This window comes from Vibrio sp. RM-41-2B, assembly GCF_024744415.1.
Classification (GTDB): Bacteria; Pseudomonadota; Gammaproteobacteria; order Enterobacterales; family Vibrionaceae; genus Vibrio; species Vibrio diabolicus.
The window spans coordinates 108,298-129,811 of the sequence record NZ_JAMQWD010000047.1; the positions used below are offsets into that span (position 1 = coordinate 108,298).

The 21,514-nt window shown below is 44.2% G+C and carries 21 protein-coding genes and 1 pseudogene; 14 read left to right on the forward strand and 8 right to left on the reverse strand.

Features of this window, described 5'->3' with window-relative positions; all coding sequences use genetic code 11:
- Window positions 1-44: 44 nt before the first annotated feature.
- Window positions 45-1,127, forward strand: a complete 1,083-nt coding sequence (locus NB463_RS19380) for an ABC transporter substrate-binding protein (protein WP_053807791.1) — start codon at window positions 45-47, stop codon at window positions 1,125-1,127.
- Window positions 1,128-1,689: 562 nt separating this feature from the next.
- Window positions 1,690-2,874 (forward strand): hypothetical protein, encoded by a 1,185-nt coding sequence (locus NB463_RS19385; RefSeq protein WP_258432058.1) that lies wholly within the window; start codon window positions 1,690-1,692, stop codon window positions 2,872-2,874.
- Window positions 2,875-3,024: 150 nt separating this feature from the next.
- Here the strand turns inward: NB463_RS19385 and NB463_RS19390 are convergent.
- Window positions 3,025-3,392: pseudogene (locus NB463_RS19390) on the reverse strand (IS1-like element transposase); the annotation flags it as partial.
- A 403-nt stretch (window positions 3,393-3,795) separates the two neighbouring features.
- On the opposite strand from NB463_RS19390, the gene NB463_RS19395 reads away from it, so the two are divergent.
- Window positions 3,796-5,400: a S8 family peptidase gene (locus NB463_RS19395; RefSeq protein WP_258432059.1), complete on the forward strand. Its 1,605-nt coding sequence runs from the start codon at window positions 3,796-3,798 to the stop codon at window positions 5,398-5,400.
- Between the two features lie 779 nt (window positions 5,401-6,179).
- The gene (locus NB463_RS19400; RefSeq protein WP_046873682.1) at window positions 6,180-6,428 is read left to right on the forward strand and encodes a hypothetical protein; all 249 of its coding nucleotides are present in this window, start codon (window positions 6,180-6,182) and stop codon (window positions 6,426-6,428) included.
- 139 nt (window positions 6,429-6,567) lie between these two features.
- On the opposite strand, the gene NB463_RS19405 is transcribed toward NB463_RS19400, so the two are convergent.
- Window positions 6,568-6,813 (reverse strand): hypothetical protein, encoded by a 246-nt coding sequence (locus NB463_RS19405; protein ID WP_046873683.1) that lies wholly within the window; start codon window positions 6,811-6,813, stop codon window positions 6,568-6,570.
- Between the two features lie 40 nt (window positions 6,814-6,853).
- A complete protein-coding gene (locus NB463_RS19410) occupies window positions 6,854-7,069 on the reverse strand; it encodes a DUF3820 family protein (RefSeq protein ID WP_005375557.1) in 216 nt (71 codons plus the stop codon).
- Between the two features lie 143 nt (window positions 7,070-7,212).
- On the opposite strand from NB463_RS19410, the gene NB463_RS19415 reads away from it, so the two are divergent.
- Window positions 7,213-7,521: a cysteine-rich CWC family protein gene (locus NB463_RS19415; RefSeq protein WP_082244968.1), complete on the forward strand. Its 309-nt coding sequence runs from the start codon at window positions 7,213-7,215 to the stop codon at window positions 7,519-7,521.
- Window positions 7,522-7,559: 38 nt separating this feature from the next.
- Here NB463_RS19415 and NB463_RS19420 read toward each other — a convergent pair whose 3' ends face one another.
- Window positions 7,560-7,904, reverse strand: coding sequence for a HopJ type III effector protein (locus NB463_RS19420; protein ID WP_258432065.1), 345 nt, complete (start codon window positions 7,902-7,904; stop codon window positions 7,560-7,562).
- Window positions 7,905-8,103: 199 nt separating this feature from the next.
- On the opposite strand from NB463_RS19420, the gene NB463_RS19425 reads away from it, so the two are divergent.
- Window positions 8,104-9,873, forward strand: a complete 1,770-nt coding sequence (locus tag NB463_RS19425; RefSeq protein WP_258432066.1) for a choice-of-anchor I family protein — start codon at window positions 8,104-8,106, stop codon at window positions 9,871-9,873.
- A 71-nt stretch (window positions 9,874-9,944) separates the two neighbouring features.
- Here the strand turns inward: NB463_RS19425 and NB463_RS19430 are convergent, their stop codons facing one another.
- Together NB463_RS19430 and phhA are read right to left on the reverse strand one after the other, a co-directional pair.
- Window positions 9,945-10,283 carry a 4a-hydroxytetrahydrobiopterin dehydratase gene (locus NB463_RS19430; protein ID WP_104976512.1) on the reverse strand — a complete coding sequence of 113 codons (339 nt, stop codon included), beginning with the start codon at window positions 10,281-10,283 and terminating at the stop codon, window positions 9,945-9,947.
- Window positions 10,273-11,067, reverse strand: a complete 795-nt coding sequence (phhA, locus tag NB463_RS19435; RefSeq protein WP_005391119.1) for a phenylalanine 4-monooxygenase — start codon at window positions 11,065-11,067, stop codon at window positions 10,273-10,275. The genes NB463_RS19430 and phhA overlap by 11 nt, the downstream gene beginning before the upstream one ends.
- A 222-nt stretch (window positions 11,068-11,289) precedes the next feature.
- Here phhA and NB463_RS19440 point away from each other — a divergent pair, with 222 nt between their 5' ends.
- Window positions 11,290-13,263: an acetoacetate--CoA ligase gene (locus tag NB463_RS19440; protein WP_258432069.1), complete on the forward strand. Its 1,974-nt coding sequence runs from the start codon at window positions 11,290-11,292 to the stop codon at window positions 13,261-13,263.
- 155 nt (window positions 13,264-13,418) lie between these two features.
- On the opposite strand, the gene NB463_RS19445 is transcribed toward NB463_RS19440, so the two are convergent.
- Window positions 13,419-13,994: a class I SAM-dependent DNA methyltransferase gene (locus NB463_RS19445; RefSeq protein ID WP_006742039.1), complete on the reverse strand. Its 576-nt coding sequence runs from the start codon at window positions 13,992-13,994 to the stop codon at window positions 13,419-13,421.
- A 171-nt stretch (window positions 13,995-14,165) separates the two neighbouring features.
- Between NB463_RS19445 and NB463_RS19450 the strand changes: the two genes are divergently transcribed.
- Window positions 14,166-15,044: a LysR family transcriptional regulator gene (locus NB463_RS19450; protein ID WP_006742040.1), complete on the forward strand. Its 879-nt coding sequence runs from the start codon at window positions 14,166-14,168 to the stop codon at window positions 15,042-15,044.
- Window positions 15,045-15,220: 176 nt separating this feature from the next.
- Window positions 15,221-16,117: a cation diffusion facilitator family transporter gene (locus NB463_RS19455; RefSeq protein WP_005391129.1), complete on the forward strand. Its 897-nt coding sequence runs from the start codon at window positions 15,221-15,223 to the stop codon at window positions 16,115-16,117.
- 90 nt (window positions 16,118-16,207) lie between these two features.
- Here the strand turns inward: NB463_RS19455 and yddG are convergent, their stop codons facing one another.
- Complete coding sequence (gene yddG, locus NB463_RS19460; protein WP_074189935.1) at window positions 16,208-17,110, reverse strand: aromatic amino acid DMT transporter YddG; 903 nt, start codon at window positions 17,108-17,110, stop codon at window positions 16,208-16,210.
- Window positions 17,111-17,230: 120 nt separating this feature from the next.
- Between yddG and NB463_RS19465 the strand changes: the two genes are divergently transcribed.
- The 5 genes from NB463_RS19465 to NB463_RS19485 all read left to right on the forward strand — a co-directional run bounded on the left by NB463_RS19465 (window position 17,231) and on the right by NB463_RS19485 (window position 21,503).
- The gene (locus tag NB463_RS19465; protein WP_006742043.1) at window positions 17,231-17,380 is read left to right on the forward strand and encodes a hypothetical protein; all 150 of its coding nucleotides are present in this window, start codon (window positions 17,231-17,233) and stop codon (window positions 17,378-17,380) included.
- A 12-nt stretch (window positions 17,381-17,392) separates the two neighbouring features.
- Complete coding sequence (gene elbB / locus NB463_RS19470; RefSeq protein ID WP_074189934.1) at window positions 17,393-18,043, forward strand: isoprenoid biosynthesis glyoxalase ElbB; 651 nt, start codon at window positions 17,393-17,395, stop codon at window positions 18,041-18,043.
- A gap of 333 nt (window positions 18,044-18,376) precedes the next feature.
- Window positions 18,377-19,525, forward strand: coding sequence for an L-threonine dehydrogenase (gene yiaY / locus NB463_RS19475; protein ID WP_005391135.1), 1,149 nt, complete (start codon window positions 18,377-18,379; stop codon window positions 19,523-19,525).
- Window positions 19,526-19,663: 138 nt separating this feature from the next.
- A complete protein-coding gene (locus NB463_RS19480) occupies window positions 19,664-20,740 on the forward strand; it encodes a PQQ-dependent sugar dehydrogenase (protein WP_074189933.1) in 1,077 nt (358 codons plus the stop codon).
- Window positions 20,741-20,882: 142 nt separating this feature from the next.
- The gene (locus NB463_RS19485) at window positions 20,883-21,503 is read left to right on the forward strand and encodes an HAD family hydrolase (protein ID WP_046873693.1); all 621 of its coding nucleotides are present in this window, start codon (window positions 20,883-20,885) and stop codon (window positions 21,501-21,503) included.
- The last annotated feature ends 11 nt before the right edge of the window (window positions 21,504-21,514 follow it).

A 21,514-nucleotide genomic window follows, 5' to 3' on the forward strand; every position in this document is an offset into this window, starting at 1 on the left:
GGGATCCAGTGGACACTGGCATATAGAAAAGAGTCTAAGTTACCATGTATAAAACACTACTCAGTTTTGCTGCACTTACTGTCAGTGCTTCGGCATTTGCAGAAATCACCACCGTTACCGACGTACTAGGTCGAGAAGTTACCTTCGACGCACCAGCCAAGCGCGCGGTTGTCGGTTTCTATCCAGAAGACTATATGGCCATTGGTACAGAAGCCGCGTATGACAACGTGGTTGGTATGTCTAAGTACATATGGCAGGCACGCTCTGCAAACTGGGAGCTTTACGTTAAACACAGCCCTTCTCTTGACAAAATTCCTGAAATTGGTCGTGTCGATACCAATACGTTTTCTGCGGAAAAAGTCATTAGTCTAAACCCAGACGTCCTGATGCTCGCTGACTGGCAATACAAAGGCCTTGGCTCAGAAATCGAACGTATCGAAGATGCGGGAATTTCTGTGGTTGTCGTCGATTACAACGCACAAACTTTGGAGCGCCACCTGAAAAGTACACAGCTGATTGGTGTGATCACTGGTCAAGAAGAGCGTGCAGAAAAAATCGCCAATGAATACAAACAAAACCTAGAAATGATCACTCAGCGACTTGAGTCTGCCAACCTAGAAAAACCAAAAGTCTATACCGAGTATGGTGCTGCTGGCGTGAATGAAGTCGGGTATACCTTCGGCAAAAATATGTGGGGTGCGATTGCTACCATGACGGGTGGAGACAATATTTCAGCGCCGTTTGTTGAATGGTGGGGAAAACTCAACCCAGAACAAATTATCGTTGCTAACCCTGATGTGATTGTCATGACGGGGTATGAATCAGGCAGCTCTGATGATGCAATGGTGATGGGGCAAGGGGTCGATGAGGCACTTGCGAAGCAGCGTTTAGCCGGATTTAAACAGCGCATTGGCTGGTCATCTATTGCAGCGGTTAAGAACAATCGCATGTATGCGGCTTACCACGGCGCTTGTCGTACTATTCTCGATGGCGCGATGCTGCAGTTCTACGCTAAAGCAATGTACCCAGAACAGTTTAAAGACTTAGATCCAAAGCAAGCCTACTTAGACTTCTACGCTAAATACTTGCCAGTCACGCCAAGTGGTTCTTTTGTCACGCAGCTGTAGTCTGTTTTGAAATATGTCAGGTTGAACTTATATCAACCTGACTTTACCGTATGTACATTTTTATGATTTATAAAGCAAAAAAAGGACTCTAACGGGAATCCTTGACATTATCAGGCGTTATTGCCTTACGCTTTCTTTGGTAGAGAGTACTCACATGAGTACTCGTACGGCCAATTCACATCACTATGCCGTTTCTTTTATTTTACTCGATTAGCTGTTGAACGCTTTCGAAATACAGTTCAGGCACCCTATATTCGGTCGTATACATTGGACTCATTTCGTATTACTAAAACTTGGCCAATATCCTTTTTCCAAAATATTAACTATATCTGCGCTGAAAAGGAATGGGGCAGAATTGAGTTAGCCAACACGCCTTCCCATCTGACTGCATCACGACAGTTCAATAGCTTGCTCTCATGGGAGTGCTGAACTGCTCGCTGACTAATGAAGTCAGCAAGTCAAAGTAGGAAAATGAGACTTCGTAAACGCCGTAAAGTAATACGTTGGGCTAATCTTACGGTTTGTTTTTCTCAGCGTTTTTAGGTAGCAACGGAGTTCTTTCATGAGCAATGGTCCAATCATCGTATCCCCCGAAAGCAGCGTTCAGAGGCTTCAACGAGTCGAGTTGCAGGCAACAGGTATCTACGATGAGAAGTGGTTACAGCAACTTATCTTTGCTAACGCTGACCTATTACCCTTTTATGAGATTGATGCGGACTATATCGGTGCGGTACCAGTGTGTATGGAGCTTGCCACTAAGTCGGGTCGAGTGGACTGCATCTATGTGACGCCATCGGGCCGATTGGTCATCGCGGAAACCAAACTCTATCGTAATCCTCAATCTCGTAGAGAAGTGATTGGACAGATACTCGATTACGCTAAAGACTTGATGAATTGGAGCTACGACGAACTTGATACTAAGGTTTGTGCAATTAATGGTGGTCTGTCGCTTTTTGAATTGGTTAAGGCGGATGGCCATGAAGTATTAGAAGCCTCATTCATTGATACGGTCCAGCGAAACCTCTCAAAAGGCCGCTTCTTATTATTGGTAGTGGGCGATGGTATTCGAGAGGGGGCTTTTGAGATAAAGGACTTTCTTAATACGTATGCATCAATGGAGTTTTCTTTTGCCATGGTTGAGGTGCAGATCTTCCACATGCCAGGCGAACAACTGCTCGTGAATCCTCAAGTGATGCGCAAAACTGAAATTACTGAGCGCCGAGTGATTTCGATTAATCAAGTAAGTAGTGAAGTTACTGAGAAACTGGAATCCACCAACGAGCAAAATGAATCAGTCACAAACAAAGGTTCTAGTCAATCCTATGAGTATTGGAGTGCATTGCTTAATTATCTTGAGCTTGATGACACTAGTGTAAGGTTACCAACCCCTTCGACTAAGGGGCACTTATGGTTCGAGTTACCACCAAGGGCACACAATAGTTGGATAACAACTTACCGCTCTAAACCCAATGAGGTGGGTGTCTTTGTGAGATTCAGAAATGACGCACTTGGGCAATACTTGTTTGAGTACCTGTATGCTAGGCGAGAGTCATTGATGCCACTATTGCCGGAGGACTCTGAATTTGTCCCAGAGAAGCTAAAAATCTCGCTACCTGTAATAACTCTTGACTGGCAGAACGAAGAGTCTTGGAAAGAAGCGTTTGATTTCTACCAGTTGCGTTTAAATCAAATTTACCCCACCGTTAAACCTTTGCTGCTACAAGCGCTCAATGCGTATGAAAATTAACGGCGTTTAAAAGCATAAGATGATAGTCCTCCGACTTCCCAGACACTACACAGACAAGGAAAAGTAGGTCAAACCCACTCACTGTGATTTGTGAGATTGAGCGTCACTGGCACGGGAAGGAGCAAAGGTGTGTTGCAGTTCTTAAATGGGGAAGTGTTTTTCCTCATATTCCTCAACCAATGCAGCTAGCCTTTCAAGTTTACAAATTAGTCTTATATTTGCTCTATCGAAAGGTATTGAGGTTACTTACCTTGGCGAGATTTTTTTAAAGTGCTCAATACCGCGTTGTATGCGACATTCAACACTTGTGCTGTTTCCCAAACTCCAGAGCTATTCATTAACATATCGACAATTTTTTCTTTTACATCTGGCTTGCGGACTTCGTAAACTTAATCGAGTTGAAAGCCCTTTCGACACTCGATACACCTGAAACGAGGAAAGACAGAATGCCCTTTTCCATGTTCACGGACGGGCTCTGTTTTATTACAGAAACGACATTGAACTTGGATAGTAGCCATGAGTTAAAAAACATCAGAAATCAGGTGGCTATATTAACATCTATCAACCGATTTGAGTCATGACCAATGAAAGAATAGTTAGGTTTTTATTGCGTAAATTATCGGTAAGAATAGTGCACATAACAGGCAATAAGCCAGGTGTGTAGAATTATTCTATTTTAGGGATTTTGCTCTAAATCTAAATGAATCTTTGCATTTCAATTTCAATAAAGCTTAGTTATTGATCATGTTTCTGAGTATGTGAATCATTCTCAACTATGCACATGATTGCTCATTGTCTAGTTTGATTTGTGTAACGTCACTGCAGCACGTATTGAGCGTACTACGCTGATTGTCTGTGTTTTCGTGTTGACAGTTTGGTACTAGGTAAAATCAACAAGACTATGATTTCAAGGAACATTTTATGTTAAAGAAACTACTAAGTTGTTGTATCACCTCCGCGCTCTGTTTTCATTCTTCTCTCGCTTTTTCGCAACCCAATGAGATTGCGGACAGTGCAGAGTTACAACAAGCTCCCGACACATTGCCTGCCACTTTGATGCTTGCACCGGACGACATCGCCATTGCAGATCGCTATATTGTGGTATTTCAACAACCGCAAATGATGGCGAGCAGCTCACCGGAATTCGAGCAATTCACGCAACAGTCTGTAGACCGCATGTCTGGTTTGTATTCGATACAAGTGGAGTCGGTTTTTGACCACTCGATAAGTGGATTTGTCGCTAACTTGAGTCCTGAGCAACTGAAAGATCTGCGTTCTGATCCTCGTGTGGACTACATTGAGCAAGACAGAATCCTATCGCTTGACCCAATAGTCTCGGCAGACGCAAATCAGACCAATGCCATTTGGGGACTAGACCGAATCGACCAACGTAACTTGCCACTCGATAACAACTACAGTGCCAACTTTGATGGAACTGGTGTAACGGCTTATGTTATCGATACTGGTGTGAACAATGCACACGTTGAGTTTGGTGGGCGCTCGGTTTCTGGGTATGACTTTGTCGATAATGATGCAGATGCAAGTGACTGTAATGGACACGGCACACACGTGGCGGGCACCATTGGCGGCAGCTTGTATGGTGTGGCGAAAAACGTCAACCTTGTCGGCGTGAGAGTATTGAGCTGTAGCGGATCGGGTTCTACGTCTGGTGTTATCGCCGGTGTGGACTGGGTGGCTGCGAACGCTTCCGGACCTTCAGTCGCCAACATGAGTTTAGGTGGCGGTCAATCTGTCGCTCTCGATAGCGCGGTGCAAAGTGCGGTTCAGTCAGGTGTCAGCTTTATGCTAGCAGCAGGTAACTCGAATGCTGATGCTTGTAACTACTCTCCAGCGCGCGTTGCTACTGGTGTGACTGTCGGCTCAACTACTAGCACGGATGCACGCTCGAGTTTTTCAAACTGGGGCAGTTGTGTGGATGTGTTTGCACCAGGCTCACAAATCAAATCTGCGTGGTATGACGGTGGTTACAAAACCATTAGTGGTACTTCGATGGCGACGCCACATGTGGCGGGTGTAGCAGCATTGTATCTTCAAGAAAACAGTTCACTGTCTCCAAGTCAAGTAGAGGACTTGATCGTTAGCCGCGCAACAAGCGGAAAGGTGACGGACACAAGAGGCAGCGTGAACAAGCTGCTTTATAGCTTAACGGATACTGATTGTGGGCAAGACTGTGGTGGCCCAGATCCAACACCGGATCCAGAAGGCAAGTTAACCTCGGGCGTGCCAGTGAGCGGTTTAAGTGGCTCAAGCGGTCAAGTAGCGTATTACTATGTTGATGTAGAAGCTGGGCAGCGCTTAACAGTACAAATGTATGGTGGCAGCGGTGATGCGGATTTGTATCTCCGTTTTGGTGCAAAACCGACACTGAATGCATGGGACTGCCGACCTTTCAAATACGGTAACAATGAAACATGTACGGTCAGCGCGACACAAAGTGGACGTTATAACGTCATGATTCAAGGTTACTCAAACTATAGCGGTGTCAGCATTCAAGCTAACTACTAGTTATTATTCTCGTTATTAAAAGAGAACAAAGCCCGCTTTTCGGTGGGCTTTGCTTTCGAGAATACTGCGTTTAATAGGTGGCGTTCGATGCTATTCAAACGCACCGGCCTTTTTCTTCAAGAACTCAACTCGAAGCGGCATCGAAGCTTTCTATTAGTTAGTAGTTAGTACACCGCATAAGTCGGGTTCTCCAAGTCGTGTACATCAAATAGGATGCGAACTTAATCTCCTCGAGCTAACTCTTTCTCCATCATAAATCTTGGCATGATGGCAAACCCAAGATGATACAAAACAAATTCTTTACCGTGACCGCGGTTCTCACTTGCAATTTTAGGCTGTGAGACAAACGCGTGACCTGACCTTGGCTGTTGGTCATCGTGAACGATATGGTGGCTAATCCGAGAAGATTGTATCCACTCAAAACTCAGACCCTATACTGCACATGTTGATGGGCTGACAACGGTAACATTGGATGAAATGGGCCTTGAACCACGCAAGATCATTATAAATGGGAACTATTAGGCAAAGAGACGATCAAACGAGGTAAATTGGAATGGGGAAAAAACGTTACAAACCATACAGACACGCCACTGATATAAGTGTTCTAGTCCTTTTCTATTAAATTATTAATAACTAAGTATATTGTAAAGAGAGTTGTGGTCAGTTAGCACGAGCAGTAGGCTTGTGCTAGCCAGGGCGCCTGACATTGGGAGAGCACTAAACATAAACCTTGGATTCTGCTACCGTAAAGCCCATATTTAATTTGAGAGAGATGGATAATGAACGACAGTTGGGCTAACTTCTTTCCGTACTTTGCTGGAGCTTTTAAGCTTATTGTACTAGGTATTGGAGCCTACTTAGCTATTAAATGGCATTTTGATGAAGAGCGAAGAGTAAGGGAGGCCGAAGGCGTGGTATTCGATAAACCAAGCTTCAAGAAAAAGTTCGCAATGATGCTAACCTTCCCATTCCTTCTAGGTCTTCTAGTCCTTCTCGTTATTTATGCAACTAACTGGTTTCTCTACTGACGGAATTTATTGATACGATCAATGTTTAAGCTCTCAACGGGTTTGGAGCAAAAAAGAGTCAGCCTAACGGTCTGGCTCTTTTGATGAAAACACATGGTATCGTGGAATAACTAGGGAAGCTGTGGCAGGTTACACTCACTTACTCCTTAGGCAGGTGACCAGTTTCCTTCGCAAGCTTTTGCATCGCCTCGGCAAACGTTGTTGTCCCGCCTTTAGCTTTAACCTGTATTACCTTATACCCCATTTTTTCCAACGCTTGGCGCTCTGCCAAAACAGCTTTGTCATCTTGCTGGCTACCTTGAGCTGGCTGATGAATGTAACATCCCTCTAATTTACCATCTTCGACCAATTGGTGGTGTTTCAGTGCATCGATATCAAAATTCATAATAAGTCTTTTCATTAAAAGTGGGAGTTTCTGTGGCTAGTTACATACGCTTCAAAGGCTTCACAACACTATCTAAGCCTTCAATTTTGAGCGCTAAACACAGCTTGAGCAAATCCCCTAGCTCGCCACTTGGCCAGCCCTTTTTATCGAACCACAGTAAGTATTCTTCAGGTAGGTCGATTAACACTCGCCCTGCATATTTCCCAAATGGCATTTGCATTCTAGCGAGTTTAATGAGGTTTTCTTTTTCTAACATAAGTGACAAAGATTTTAGGTAACTCGTCCAAGAATATCACTGCCGCCCTCTCCTCACCAGCAAATCGCACTCACGTTTATTTTGGCGGCTTTGACTCGCTTTGTGCTAGAGTACGCGGCATAAAAAATGAGAACGAGAAAGCAATGAAGTCACCTTGTCGAGCAGCATGTAAAAATAACGCCGGAATATGCTCTGGTTGTCACCGAACGATGGATGAAATCATCCAATGGAAAGACAAAACCGATCTCCAACGAGATACGATTATCGAACAAATCGCAGGGGAAGATTCAACACACAATTGTCCTGAGTGCGGGACTCAAGCCCATTGTGATATCGCCGCAGGCAAAGAAACCTGTTGGTGCTTTACTATTGAAACCCGTGATTTACCCAAGCCAAGCGCCAACCAGCTGTGTTTGTGCCGAAAATGTCTAGAAAAAAAGCCAGTCGCATAATACGACTGGCTTACTGTTCTGCGTTTTCTGACTGGTGTTTATTTAGCGGTTAAAGCGGGTGCTTCAAACTTAATACCATCCCACCCTGTTACCATAAAATTACGAATATTCTGGTGATCGCTATTCTCTGGATGCTGCAATACATCTTCACGATAAAAACGGCCAAAGCAGGCTAGCGTCGCTTCTTTGTCTAGGTTGTTTAGCAAACTGAAAGCGAAGATCTTACACGAACCGTTGTTCTCACCTGCATTGTTTTGTGTCTCACCATTAACAAAAGCGGTTGGCTCAAACGTATAGTTATCTTCGATCACCGCCATCGTTGCTTCAAATTCGACCTGCTCTGGTGAAGCTGCCAACAAATCTAAAAACGATTTTAATTCCATTATTCCTCTATCCCTACTTCATCATTTTGATGACATATTAGTTTCATAAAAAGCCAATATAAGAGTCATCAATCATACATATATTCAGAGCCTTACCAAATCACACGTCATTCAGCGTTCCATCATTCCAGTTGCGGAAATGGACAGCAGCTTAAAGCCCATGCTGATTGACAACCTATCGGATTGATAAGGAGATATCATGATCACCCCTTTAAAGGCAATCGGTGCACTCGCATTGTCATCACTTGCCATCGCGTGTTCATCACAACCCGAAGATACCGTGGCTTCATTCGCTACACAATGCAAACCTACCACTGCGCCCGTTGCTGGGGAAACGTCAATTCAAGGGTTAACGTTTATCGGGACATCCGTTGCTGATGCCCCATTCGACACATCGGCAGCTGAAATCGTCAGTTATGACGCCTGTACGGATAAGCTCTATGTGGTCAATGCTGAAGCAAAACGTGTCGATGTACTTTCTATGGATGACAACGGCGTACCAACGCAAACCGCATTCATTGATCTCAACAGCGCTGGCGAAGCAGCTGGCGTTGAAATTGGCGCTGCAAACAGTGTCGCTGTATTCAATGGTTTGGTCGCGGTTGCGATTGAAAACAGTAATAAACAAGCGAATGGTATTGTTGGTTTGTACCGCTCCGACGATTTGTCATTAGTCATGACGTTTCCAACAGGCGCTTTGCCAGACATGGTAGGCTTCTCGAAAGATGGCCGATACATCGCAACCGCTAATGAGGGCGAACCAAACAGCGATTACAGCGTCGATCCTGAAGGTAGCGTCACTTTGATCGATCTGAACCTTGGCGTTACTCAAGCAGAAGTGACACAAATTGGCTTTAACGAGTTTGATGGTTCACGAAAAGTAGAGCTTCCAATGAATGTGCGTATTTCGGGGCCAAACGCCACCATCGCACAAGATCTAGAGCCTGAATACCTCACTTTTGCAGATAACGGTAAAATCTATGTCGCGCTACAAGAAAATAACGCCATGGCAATCGTCAATCCAGTGAGCAAATCGGTAGAAAAAATTGTTGGCTTAGGTGAGAAGTCTTGGTCGGACGCTAAACTCGATGCATCCAACAAAGACAAAATTATTGGAAACTTGAAAAGCTACCCACAACTGGTTGGCTTATTTATGCCTGACACCATCGACAGCTACTCAGTGGATGGGACAACTTACATCGTATCCGCAAATGAAGGCGACGGCCGTGAGTACGGATTCAAAACCACTCAAGAACTGTGCGACAAAGCAGGCTTTATGTGGGATGAAGACGATTTCCTTGGAACAGATGAATACACTTCTGAGCAAGGAACCTGTTTAAATCATGTTGACGAAGTGCGCGGTAAGAAGCTGAAAGTAGCAGCAGAACACCCATTGGCAGAGGCACTAAAAGACAACAAACAACTCGCGCGTTTAAAAGTGATTAAGCCGGAACAAACGCTTTCTGCACAAGATAAGGTTCAAGCATTTGGCGCGCGTTCATTCTCGATTTGGGATGAAAACGGCAAGTTGGTCTTTGATAGCGATGACGATTTCGCGACTATCGCGCTGCTGAATGAAGGCAAGAACTTCAACAGTACCAACGATAACAATCACAGTGGCGATGACCGAAGTGATGATAAAGGCATTGAGCCAGAGGCGATTGAAGTAGCACAAATCAACGGTCACCATTACGCGTTTATCGGTTTAGAGCGCCAAGGCGGTATTATGACTTATGACATTACCGATCCGAAAAAAGCACAGTTCCTACATTACGTAAACCGTCGCGATTACAATCAGCCAGTGTGTACACAAGTGGAAGATGGCGAATGCACGAACGACACATACAATCCAAAAGCACGCGATTTAGGCCCAGAATCCATTAATTACTTTACTCGCAATGGTGGTCATTTTATCGCTGTTAGCAATGAAGTATCTGGCACGACATCCGTCTTCCGAATTAACCTATAAAGCAATGTAAAAGTCATTTAGAAACACAACGCCCGGCATAAAACCGGGCATTTTTTGTGTGAGGTAATGTCCTACTCTGCCGATACTAGTGCGTCACACTTTGATGCGCAGATAAAATCGTTTTTATGCAGACCTTTGATAGAGTGACTCCACCACGTTACGGTGACCTTACCCCACTCCAACAAAATAGAAGGATGGTGGAACTCATCTTCTGCCAGTTCCGCGATTTTGTTACTGAAAGCCCATGCTTGTTTGAAGTTTTTGAATTTATACACCTTTTCTAGTTGAGGTATGTCTTCTCTTTCAATGATCTGCCAATCAGACAATTGCAGCAGCAGAGATTGTTGTTCTTCTTTGCTTAGTGCAATGGCATCGATACTACAAGCTTCGCATTTTTGTTCATTCAACATGAGCAGGTTCCTTTGGTTCAAAAAGTGGAGGAAGCAGTCCAGCTTCAATCGCTAGATCGGCTTGTTTCAATAAATTTAACTGACTGATTTTAAAGAGCTGAGAAAAGTCATCAATCACGTAGTACTTCGGTTGCATGATGTCGATACGATAGGGCGTTCTCAACACAGTTTGTAATTCAAATGGGTCGCGAATTGCTACATCACTCTCTAATGCGTAGAGGGTTTCGCCAGGAGATGAGAGAATACCACCACCGTAAATTTTGGTTTTGTCCCCTTCTTTCACCAAGCCAAACTCTACGGTAAACCAGTAGAGACGAGCAAGATAGGCTCTTTGTTTTGGTGTAGCGGCTTGCCCTAGTTGACCATAATGCTCGGTAAATGCAGCAAAATCTGGGTTGGTTAACATCGCGCAATGACCAAATATTTCGTGGAAGAAATCCGGCTCTTGCAAGTAATCGAACTCTTCTCTGGTACGCAAGAATGTGGCGACGGGAAAGCGCTTATTACCGAGCAGATTAAAAAAACGGTCGAAGTCAATAAGCGCAGGAACGGGCTCCACTTGCCAACCTGTTGTCTCCATCAAGACACGATTAATTTCTGGCAATTGAGGAACGCGGTCTTGAGGTAAATCAAGCAGCGTTAAACCGTGTAAATAAGCCTTACAAGCTCTGTTTTGGATCACACCCATTTGTCGTGTTACCAAATCTCGCCAAATGGCGTCTTCTTCACGGCTCCATTCAACCCTGCCTTCCTGGTTTACGGGTTTAGAACGATACTGAGTCATGGCACATCTCCATTAACAAATCCTTTACATTAAGCCTATCTGCAGTCTTAAGAGCTTCCAATCCCTACACGATTTTCTCAGTATCGATTCGATGTAACATATTGTTTACAACACGTCGTAACTGCATGATTTTTATGACACGATATAATATCTAGCTTGTTTGACTTTATCGTGTATTCCTCTCAAACTAAAATCTGTTACCACTTTGTTATAGAGGGACCTATGCGCGAGAGCAGCAAAGTATGGCAACCGAGCGAAAGTCGTATCGAAGAAGCCAACATCACACAGTTTATTAAACACATTAATCGACAAGGAAATACCATTGAAAACTTCGCCGATCTGCATCAATGGTCGCTCGATCATGTGGAAAAATTTTGGCAAGAAGTCTGGTTATTCTGCGACGTCATTGGTACTCAAGGAGAGACCGTAAAGGAGCAAGCAGAAAGTCGCTGGCAGCAACCCGTCAAAAATAGAGACATAAAATGGTTCCCAAACGCACAAATTAACTACGCCGAAAACTTGCTAACCTACGCGTGTCACCAACCCGATGATCTCGCGATTTGGTTTGAAAATGAACGTGAAGAAAAGCAAACCTACACATGGAAACAATTGTGTGAAGAAGTTTCGAGTGTCCAGCAATGGTTGAAAGAATGTGGAATCAAGCAAGGTGATGTCGTCGCTGGTTATTTGCCTCACTTACCTCAGACGGTGATAGCCATGTTAGCCACCACCAGTTTAGGGGCAACCTGGACTTCTACCTCACCTGATTTTGGCGTTGAAAGCGTTTTGGAGCGCTTTGGTCAAGTGAAACCTAAAATCCTGTTTACTTGTGATGGCTATACATTCAATGGCAAAACTTTCGATATGTCTGAGAAAAACCAGCATATTGCGGATCATCTTGATGGTCTTAAACAGGTTTGCCAAATTAGCTACCTTAAACCACACATTTTTGAATGCGACGTCTGCACTCAAGATTGGCAAAACGTCCTGAATCAATACACACCCGAAGCGCTAACTTTTACTCGTGTTAATTTTAACGATCCGCTATTTGTGCTCTATTCTTCAGGCACGACAGGCAAACCGAAATGCATCGTTCATTCCGTCGGCGGAACAGTGCTTAACCATTTGAAAGAGCACCAACTGCATTGCGACATCCAACCTAACGACAGAGTGTTTTATTACACGACCTGCGGCTGGATGATGTGGAACTGGCACGTTTCTTCACTCGCGAGCGGCGCATGTTTAGTAATTTTTGATGGTAGCCCTGTTTATCCCGCTCATAACGTGCTTTGGGACCTCGCTGAACAAGCCGAAGTGACGCTGTTTGGAACTTCGGCGAAATACCTAGAGGCATTGGAAAAAGTTTCTTTTTCTCCGCCGAAAAGTGATGCATTTCCAAGTCTGAAAACCATTTGCTCAACGGGCTCAGTTCTGTATCCAGAACAGTTTGATTATGTCTATCAGCACATTAAAGAAGATATCCACCTCGCATCGATCTCAGGCGGGACAGACATTTGTGGCTGCTTTGTGTTAGGCAACCCTATTTCTCCCGTTTATCGAGGAGAGTGCCAATCAGCGGGATTAGGGGTCGATGTCAGAGTCTTTAACCCACAAGGTAATAGCGTAATTGGAGAGCGCGGTGAGTTGGTTTGTGCCAATTCATTGCCCAACTTCCCCGCTGGCTTTTGGAACGACACCGGGGAAAGATATCATCGTGCTTATTGGGATAAGTTCGACAATATTTGGCACCACGGCGACGATGTTGAACAAACCAGCGTTGGTGGATACGTGTTTTATGGTCGAAGTGATACCACGTTGAATCCCGGTGGCGTAAGAATCGGCACAGCCGAAATCTATCAGCAAGTGAACAGTATAGACGGTATTCTAGATTCCATCGCAGTAGGAAAAGAAGTCGATCGCAACGAACAAATATGGCTGTTTGTCCAATTAATGAAAGGGATAGAGCTCAACGACGAGATGATCGCCTCCATCAAAGCACAGCTAAAATCTGCATGTTCTCCAAGACATGTACCTAGTGCAATTTACGCAATAAGCGATATACCTAAGACCCGTTCGGGAAAATTGGTTGAGTTAGCCGTTAAGCAAGTCGTTAACAATCGGAGCGTAGAAAATTTAGGCGCAATAGCCAACCCTGAAGTATTGGAGGAGATACGCAGGATAGTCGCCCCAAAATAACCTCAGAACACTTGGTTGTTAGAGAACCACTTTGCTTACACCCGCAGCGACAGGTTGAAGAACAAGTGAGATTAACTTGAGTACATACCCTCAACCGATAAGAAAAAAGCGAGCTAGGTAGCTCGCTTTTATCATGTGGTGTTCTTTATTCAGTCTTAACGGCGACCAAGCCCCATTAATACCGACATTGTTTTACCGTCAGATGTAATGTCAAAAACGTGTTGCGATTCCACCTCAGTAAAACCTGCATCTTTCAAAGCACGTTTAGACTTCGCAAGGGTAAAACCGTCTTGTTCAGATTCTGCAATCCAATCAAAATGAACAAAGTAACCGCCGTGGTTAAGTAAAGAATGCGAGATTTTTAATGACGCGTCTAAGTCTTCCACAAACGCTAAAACTGACGATGCAACTACTAGGTCAAACTGTCCACGAAACGCTGGATGCTGAGCGACCAAGCCGCGAGACAATGCATCTACGACAGGTTCTACATTGGCAAGCTCTTTTTTATCGAGTTCTTCAATCATGGCTTCCGATGCGTCTAATGCTACGATATCTTTAACCATCGGTGACAATCGTTGACTTAACTGCCCGGTTCCGCATCCAAAATCTAGTACTTTAATGCCATCAAGCTGAGTTAGCTGTTGTAACTGCTCAAACACCGACTGCGCAAATTGCTCTGTTGCTGGATTTGATTCCCAGTTTTTTGCTAAGCCGTCCCAATCTTGTGCCATCGTGGCCTCCATGTTCACTTTTTGTAACCCACATAGATTACCGCAAAACCGTTAAAAGACCATAGACTTATCTGGCGGATTCGCGTTTTTTTCGATAATCTTTCACGGCTTTGGGAGCATATCTGCATAATACCCAAATTATTTGAATTCATTTATTGGTTGTGTCAAATCATGAACTTAACTCAAGTAGAAGCCTTCTGCACCATCGCTGAGTGTGGTTCTGTTTCTGAAGCAGCAAGGCAACTCGATTGTAATCGCACCAAACTCAGTATGTCGATTAAGGCTTTAGAGAAAGATCTCAACGTTGAGTTGTTTACCCGAACTGGCAACCAGCTCACTCTCTCTGAAGCTGGGAAAGCCATTTACAAAGATTGCGAACACCTACTTATCATCGCACAGCGGATAAGAAAAACCTGTGCTCAAATCTCAGAAGGTTTTAACGCGGAAGTTTGGGTTGCACGTGACGACTCCTTACCTGATGATCTCTGGCAGGAGCTTTCTCATACACTGAATAACCGCTTCCCTTCCACAACCTTCAACTTAATCTTGGCATCCAGTGGCGACTTAGCCAACTTAGTCAGTACCCACCAAGTGGATTTTGCCTTTGGTGTTGATTATGAGCGCGTCGACGATCCTCGTATAGTGTATAACCCACTAGGCAAGATACGTATGATGTCAGTATGCAGTGCAGAACACCGCCTAAGTAAGATGCGCCGAGTCTCAGACGAAGATCTGCGCAGCCAGATGCAAGCGTTGATGGTGTACCTAAATGAGAAAGACAACCCTGAACTGCAGCCTTTCTCGACTCGATACATTGGCTTTTCGAGTTTTGACTACATGCTCAACACCATCTTAGAAGAAGACGCTTGGGGTGTACTGCCAGAACCATTAATCCGCCATTACCTTCGCCAGCAAAAGCTCGCCGTTATCAAGCATACATACGGATTGACACAAGAAGACTACTGTATGTTTTCACCTAACGGTCAAACTGAGCACCCAGCAATGACATGGTTAGCGGATAAATTGAGCGAGTATTTATTTGACTTCTAAACATTTTATCAGTGAGCGCCAATTTTATTGGCACCACAATCATGCAGCAAGTCATTGTTTTATAAGAACATAAACAAAAACGCAACTTTTTAGATTAGAACCTGCTCACTTAGTGGTTGCCTAAATTACCTTATGCGAGAAGAATAGTAAGGTATTAAAATTTAAAGGCATCTTTTATGTGTGACAGGACAAGCAAAAACGAAAACCGTATTCTAACCATTTCAGCCCTTTTAGCATCTGGGTTCGCTGCTGGTGGTATGGTACTTGGCTTGCTTGTAGGATCAATTGTCATCGTTTTTGACGGTGTTTACTCTTTGGTCAGCTTACTGTTAACTTTATTGTCACTGGCCGCTTCCTACTATATTAACAAGCCCTCAAAATCTGTATTCCCATTTGGAAAAGCGGTCTTAGAGCCAATCGTTATTGCGATAAAAGCGGCTGTTATTTTAGTGGTTGTAAGCTTTTCTCTTTACTCTGCAATTTCAGCATTGATGTCCGGAGGCCGTGAAGTCGATGCTTCTATTGCCACTCTATTCGGCATCGTAAACGTCATCGGTTGTGGTTACGCTTGGTGGTTTATGGCGAAACGCAGCCGTCGCTTCTCATCAGGCTTGATTGAAGCAGAGAAAAAACAGTGGCAGATGGATACGCTATTAAGTGTAGCGGTGACGGTAGGATTTGTTGCTGCTTGGGTTGTATCACTAACGCCATTCGCTGAATATGCGGTTTATGCCGATCCTATGATGATGGTGCTAATGGGCTTCTACTTTCTGAAAGTTCCTTTTGATATGTTGGTTGGTGCACTACGTGAGCTACTAATGATGACACCAAGCAAAGAGCTATGTCAGGTCGTTGGCAATGATGTACTAGAGATAGAAAAAACATCTGACCACCAGCTGAAGTTAGCGGGTATCACTAAAGTGGGCCAAGAGCTTCGTATTAACATCGATTTGCACGTCGATGACGACACCATCGCATTAGATAAGTTGGAACAAACTCGTACTCAGTTAACGAAACGTCTGTCGAAACACAGATTTAAACTGCAACTCCATTTAAACGTCGCAAACTGTTAGAGCACGAAAGAAAAAGCTCCCGACCGAGGGAGCTTTTTTCTTTCTGTCATTTGAGCATACAGCGCAAAGATAAAACCAGATAATTTTGGTTTAACCTGCAGCTTCACGCTTCTCCTTGGTGACAACCCAGCAAAGCAAAGAGCCCACCGTAACCATCACAACCCCCTGCCAAAAGCTCGGGCTCAACGTCACACCAAGAATAATGGAAGAAAATAGCGCAGAGAAAATGGGTGTAAAGTAAGAAAGTGTCGCAAGAAAGACCATGTTTCCGCCAACAATCGCGATGTTCCACAAACCATAACCACCAGCCATCAACGCCGCAGAAGCAAAAAGGTAGCCCATTGCTTCCAATGAAAAAGTCATCTCTGGCTCATCAGCAAACGCATATTTCACCCATAACGAAACAGCAGTAGCAATGAAAAACAACGTAATCGCGTTATGCTTGGATTGCTGCCTCTGGGTTAAATTACAATAAAAGGCCCATATAACTGCTCCTGCGAAAGCCATAAAGTACACCAAAGGGTTACTACTGACATTGGACATAATCTGAGTAACGGATAAGCCATTCTCACCACTCACCGTCCACGCGACTCCGATAAACGCCAGCGCAACCGCTGGATAAAGCAGCCAGTTTGTTTTTTTGTTACTGCCTAAGACCGCAAACAAAACGGTGAGAGCTGGCCAAAGATAATTGACAATCGACACCTCAATAGCCTGCGCACGCGAGTTGGAATATCCCAGAGATAAAGCGAGAAATATTTCATAACAAACGAACATCGCGCCACCAAGCACGAGATACTTTGGAGAAAAGTACGATAACTTCGGAATGCCAACTACGATAAGAAGGAAAATAGAACTGAGAGAGTACAACATGGCCGCCCCGCCCACGGGACCTAGGCTCTCGGTTACCAACCTGGCAATGCCAAGTAAACAACTCCAAGAGAGGATGGCAATACAACCATAAAGTGTGAAACGAAATTGCACTGATTTCATGTGACCTACCACTCACGAATGCCAAAGGAAACATCAGCTTAACTCAAAAATGATCAGGTTCAACGTACTGTTTTATAAAAATCAGTATAAAAATCACTCCATTACGCAGTTGGAGTCGATATGAAACATTTTCTGCCCTCGAGTGTTATGCTTACACCTTTTGTTGTGCGCTACTATGATGAAGAAGACGACGATAGCGAAATCGCCGAAACTGATTCGAGCACTCAGCATCTAAAAGAAACAGAGCAACAAACGGAAACCTCAGACTAAAGGAATTCTCAAATGAAAAAAGTCGCAGTTATCTTCAGTGGTTCAGGTGTTTACGATGGCACAGAACTACATGAAGCCGTATTAGCACTCCATGCCATTGAAAAAGAAGGTGCATCATGGCATTGCTTTGCTCCTAACATCGATCAATTACACGTGATTAATCATCTAACTGGCGAAGAGATGGACGAAACACGAAATGTGTTGGTGGAATCTGCACGCCTTGCACGTGGCAATATTGATGATGTTGCAAGATTGAATCCAGATGAGTTTGATGCCCTACTCTTACCTGGCGGTTTTGGTGCCGCTAAAAACCTCACTGACTTCGCAGTATCAGGGGCTGAGTGCTCGATTAATACACACGTAGCTCAAGCATGTCGCTCATTCGCTCATGCGAAAAAGCCAGCAGGTTATCTGTGTATTTCTCCTGTCATTATTCCGATGATTTATGATCAAGGCGTGAAAGGCACCGTAGGCAACGATGAAGCGATCTCGATAGCATTTAATCAAATGGGCGGTGAACACATCACTTGCTCTGTCGAGGATATCGTTTTTGATGAAACACACCTCGTTCTCTCAACCCCTGCTTATATGTTGGCAGAGAATATCTCTCAAGCGGCATCAGGTATCGAAAAGTTAGTATCAAAGCTGATTGAAATTGCCTAATTATTGATAGATAACTTATAAACCTACCTCCCATCCCCATTGATAGTTAAGTTATTAATGGGGATTTTTTATACTTTAGTCTAATTTAGAGATATATCCGTATTAGATATCAATTTCTGCCAATCGATTGCGTCAATGGTTTCATATTTGTTCTACTTTATATCTGTGTTGCACCTATACGCTGTGCAACAAGATCACTGTCACAGTTTTTCTCTTGCAAATACCTCTAAATAGGTAAACTTGCTTCAGATCAACTTCAATCTGGAAACGAGTGTGCGACAGTAAATGGCAAATTAAGAAAGATTATTAAAAATAACGACGGAGCTATCCAATATGACAAGTGCATTTTTTATCCCTACGGTAAACCTAATGGGCGCTGGTTGTTTAAAAGACGCAGCAGACAGCATCCAATCTCAAGGCTTTAAAAAAGGTTTGATCGTTACGGATAAGATCCTTAACCAAATCGGTGTAGTCAAACAAGTTCAAGACCTTCTCACTGAACGCGACGTAGCAACCGTTGTGTACGATGGCACTCAACCAAACCCTACTATCACCAACGTTAATGATGGCTTAGCTTTACTAAAAGAAAACGAATGTGACTTCGTTATCTCACTCGGAGGCGGCTCACCGCACGATTGTGCAAAAGGTATCGCTTTAGTAGCGTCAAACGGCGGCAAGATCGGCGATTACGAAGGCGTTGACCAATCCGCAAAACCAATGCTGCCTCTCGTATCAATCAACACAACGGCTGGTACTGCTTCTGAAATGACGCGTTTCTGCATCATCACAGATGAAGAGCGCCACATTAAGATGGCGATTGTGGACAAACACACAACACCATTGATGTCAGTGAATGATCCCGAGTTGATGCTTGCTAAACCTGCGTCTCTTACTGCCGCAACAGGTATGGATGCGCTAACACACGCAATCGAAGCTTACGTATCTATCGCTGCGACACCAATCACTGACGCGGTAGCAATCAAAGCAATTGAACTGATTCAAGCTCACCTTCGCACAGCAGTGAAAAACGGTGAAAACCTTGAAGCTCGCGAGCAAATGGCATACGCACAGTTCATGGCAGGTATGGCATTCAACAACGCATCTCTTGGTTACGTTCACGCAATGGCGCACCAACTAGGCGGCTTCTACGACCTGCCACACGGTGTATGTAACGCAATTCTTCTACCTCACGTACAACGTTACAATGCGCAAGTATGTCCAGAGCGTTTACGTGATGTTGCTAAAGCAATGGGTGTTGATGTTGAAGGTATGTCAGCAGAGCAAGGTGCTGCGGCGGCCATTGATGCTATCGTTGAGCTCGCTAAAGATGTCGGCATCCCATCAGGCATTAAAGAACTTGGTGCGAAGCTAGAAGACATCCCAACCCTAGCGGACAACGCGCTAAAAGACGCTTGTGGTTTCACTAACCCGAAACAAGCAACGCACGAAGAGATCTCTAAGATCTTCGAAGAAGCGATGTAGGCTCGCTAAGTAAACAATTCTCTAGTCTTAATTCAATCCCCGATCTCGTATTGGGGATTTTTTATATTCGCATACCCTGCCAAACGTCCTCTTTTAGTGTTAGCTTTTAAGTATCTTGGATTCATATTGGAAGGAACCATGAGAACTATCACTGCGACCCTACTCGCTTGCCTAGCTTTTTCTATCGATGCTGCGGACTATCGTGCCAATGAGGTTGCCAATGGGTTTCAAATCCCATGGGGAATTGAATTTCTCGATAAGCAACAAATGATCGTGAATGAAAAAAACGGCACCGTTTCATTACTTAATATTGCGTCGGGAAAACAGCAAACCCTCTTCAAAGTACCGAATGTGAACACCAGTGGGCAAGCTGGTTTATTAGATGTAGCTCTAGTGCCGAATACCGCTCCACAAAATCCACAACTTTTCTTTACTTACAGCAAACGTACCGATAAAGGAAATACTGTGGCCTTAGCGACCGCACAATTGAAAAACAATCAACTTGTGGATTGGAAAGACGTCTTTGTCGCCGACGCCATCACGGACACCAGCCGTCATTACGGCAGCCGTATTGCGTTTGTCGATGACAAGGTTTACTTCTCAATTGGGGACCGTGGCGAACGCGATAATGGGCAAGACACTCAAACCCATGCAGGCACTATTCTTCGCCTCAATCTTGATGGCTCGGTACCACAAGATAATCCATTCAAGACTTCTGAGGCTCGCCCTGAAATATGGAGCTACGGGCACCGTAACCCACAAGGCATGTTTTACGACAAAGCAACAAAACAGCTTTGGTCGATTGAGCATGGCCCTCGTGGTGGTGATGAAATCAACCTGATTAGGAAAGGTGCAAACTACGGCTGGGCGAGAGTCTCTCAGGGTAAAGAGTATTGGGGACCGTTAGACGTTGGAGAAGCGAAAAGCTTACCGAATATGGAAGACCCAAAGTTGGTTTATATTCCGTCTATCGCGCCAAGCAATATGGTGGTGTATCGTGGTGATAAGTACCCAGAGTTGGATGGAAAAATCCTCGCCGGTGCCTTGAAGCTGGCGCACATCAACGTGGTTTCTATTGAGAATGGCAAGCTCACCGAATCAAAAAGATTGATGGAGAATCTTGGCGAGCGAGTCAGAGATATCACCATCAGTCCGGATGGCTATGTCTATTTTTCAACAGATACAGGCAAAATTTTCCGTCTTGAAGAGAAGTAATCAAACACCAACATCATTGAGACTATTTAATTTGTGACGTATCAGTGATTTATTTTCGTACAAGTAACACGTTTGAATCTAAAATTAACAGTAACCTTTTGTTTTTAGAAAGATAGCTTGGTTTAAGTCGTACGAGGTCATCATGGTTCCTTTTCCATTAAAACTTGAAAGAGTCAAAGCCGTTATTTTCGACTTAGACAATACACTCGTCAGCTCCGATATGAACTTCAAAGATCTTCGTCAGCAACTAGGCTGTCCACAAAACGAAGATTTATTGGATTTTGTTGATAAGCTTGACCATCCACATCAGAGAGAGCATGCCCACAATGTTATCTTTGATCATGAAATTTCTGATGCTGAGCAATCATCTCCGATGCTGGGTTGCCACGAGCTTTTGGCATACTTACATCAGCATAAAGTTAAAACCGCGATAGTAACGCGCAACTGTTTGATCGCTACGCAGCGTAAGTTGGAACATAACCGAATTGATGTTGAACATGTCCTCACTCGTGAATGCTACCCAGCAAAACCTGATCCTTTATCGCTCCAAGTCCTAGCCAAAGAGTGGCGATTAATGCCAGATGAAGTACTTTATGTGGGCGATTTCCTTTATGACCTACAAGCCGCATACAACGCCCAAATGCCATCCTGTCTTGTTCACCACAATACGACTGCACAATTCCACGACTCCGCCTCTCTTGCTGTAACAGAACTGACCGATTTACTCGAACATTTTCAGTCTTTTAAGCACATTCACGACTAACTAGGCACTTT